4 protein-coding genes are annotated in these 1,862 nt (G+C 61.4%); 3 read left to right on the forward strand and 1 reads right to left on the reverse strand.

The genetic code is table 11. The annotated features are described in order from the left end of the window. The 3 genes from Q0R02_RS09215 to Q0R02_RS09225 form a co-directional block, all read left to right on the forward strand. The coding region (locus Q0R02_RS09215; protein WP_293882667.1) for a cupin domain-containing protein at positions 1-335 on the forward strand (335 nt) is incomplete at its 5' end. Between the two features lie 99 nt (positions 336-434). Next, complete coding sequence (locus tag Q0R02_RS09220; RefSeq protein ID WP_293882669.1) at positions 435-794, forward strand: IS630 transposase-related protein; 360 nt, start codon at positions 435-437, stop codon at positions 792-794. A 22-nt stretch (positions 795-816) separates the two neighbouring features. Continuing rightward, positions 817-1,377, forward strand: a complete 561-nt coding sequence (locus Q0R02_RS09225; RefSeq protein ID WP_293882675.1) for an IS630 family transposase — start codon at positions 817-819, stop codon at positions 1,375-1,377. 12 nt (positions 1,378-1,389) lie between these two features. On the opposite strand, the gene Q0R02_RS09230 is transcribed toward Q0R02_RS09225, so the two are convergent. Beyond that, positions 1,390-1,862: aldehyde dehydrogenase family protein (locus Q0R02_RS09230; RefSeq protein WP_293882672.1), on the reverse strand; the 473-nt coding region annotated here is incomplete at its 5' end.

Below are 1,862 nucleotides of genomic sequence, written 5' to 3' on the forward strand. Positions count from 1 at the left end.
CCTTTGAGCCGGGTGCTGAGCTACCGTTTCATTTTCATAATTGCGAGGAAAGCGTGCTCTTGCTTGCGGGCGAGGCTATCGCCGAGATCGACGGTACCGAATATTCGCTTATACCCGGCGATGTAAGTTTTATTCCTGCCGGCGTCCCGCATCGTTTCCGCAATCCTTCGACTGAGACGCGAATGAAAATCATGTGGACTTATGCGTCGATCGAGGCGGATCGGACCATAGTGGCGACCGGGGACACGCGGAAGATAGCGGAGGAACATGAACGCATTGCTTGGGGCCTGGGCGTTTCTGGCAGATGTGCCCGTCTCCCCATTTCAGGCCACTGACGCCTTAGACTCGAACCCGACCGAGTTGAATCTTTGAGGATTCCCCAAGGGCTTTAAATCTGATTCACTGCCTTGGCTGGGCTTGGAGGTCAGCAAGGGATGGGCAGGCCATATTCTGACGATTTGCGGGTGCGGGTTGTTGCGGCGATGGAGGGCGGGGGCAACTGCCGGGCGGTAGGAGAGGCGTTCGGGATAGCGCCGAGCACAGCGGGGAACTGGCATCGGCTTTACCGGCGGACGCAGAGTTACTCGGCACGGCCAATGGGTGGAGACCGGCGATCCAAGCTTTTGGAGCACGGCGATCATGTTACGGCGCTGCTGGCGGAGAAGAGCGACCTGAGACTGGTCGACGTGCAGGCAGACCTTGCGAGCTGGGGTGTGAAGGTCGGCTATGGGACGGTCCAAAGGACGGTGAAGCGGCTGGGCCTTCGCCTCAAAAAAAACGATCTTCGCGACTGAGCAGGATCGGCCCGACGTCGCGCTGGCGCGTGCGCTTTGGCGGGCAGGACAGGCCGAACTGGACTTCACACGCCTCGTGTTTGTCGATGAGACCGGCACGAACACGGCGATGACGCGCAGCCATGGCTGGGGCCAAAAGGGCAAGAAGCTGTTCGCCAAGGCTCCGCACGGTCACTGGATGACATCCACCTTCGTGGCGGGTCTGGCGCATGACGGCATCCTGGCCCCGCAGCTGCTCCCATGCGCCATGACTGGCGTGATCTTCCGCCAATGGCTTGAGGAGTGCCTGATCCCCGAAATGCAGCCCGGCAGCATTGTCATCATCGACAATCTCCCGGCCCATAAGGTGGCCGGTATCAGCGAGTGCCTCGAAAACGCCGGCATGCATCTGCTTTACCTGCCGCCCTACAGCCCCGACTTCAATCCGATCGAGCAGGTCTTCTCCAAGGTCAAAGGGCTCATCCGCCAAATGAACCCCCGGTCCTTCAACGCAATCTGCGATGCGCTCAAAACCATCCTCGGCAAGTTCAAGCCGGGAGAATACTCAAACTACATCCGACACTCCGGATATGTGCAAGCCTGACCGGATATGAGTCTAGGAATCGCGCAGCCCGATGCCGATGGTGGCGCGCGCCTGTTCCGCTTCGTTGCTGACCACCGGATAGGCGCAATAATCGGCGGCGTAATAGGCGCTGGGGCGGTGGTTGCCCGACCAGCCGATGCCGCCGAACGGCGCCGAGGATGAGGCGCCGTTGGTCGGGCGATTCCAGTTGACGATGCCGGCGCGGGCATTGGCCCAGAAGCGGTCGTACAGCGCCGGATCCTGGCTGATCAGCGAGGCAGACAGGCCGTAGCGCGTGTTGTTGGCCTCGGCGATCGCGGCGTCGAAGCTGTCGGCGCGGATCACCTGGAGGATCGGGCCGAACAACTCGATGTCGGGGCGTTCGGCCAGATCGGTGGTGTCGATCAGCGCCGGGAGCAGGAACGGGCGGTCGGCCACTGGCCGTTCGAGATGGCGCAGCGGCTTGCCCCCGCGCATCATCAATTCGAGGAAGCTCTCAGTCAGCA

Source organism: Sphingomonas sp., assembly GCF_025353885.1.
GTDB lineage: Bacteria > Pseudomonadota > Alphaproteobacteria > Sphingomonadales > Sphingomonadaceae > Sphingomonas_O.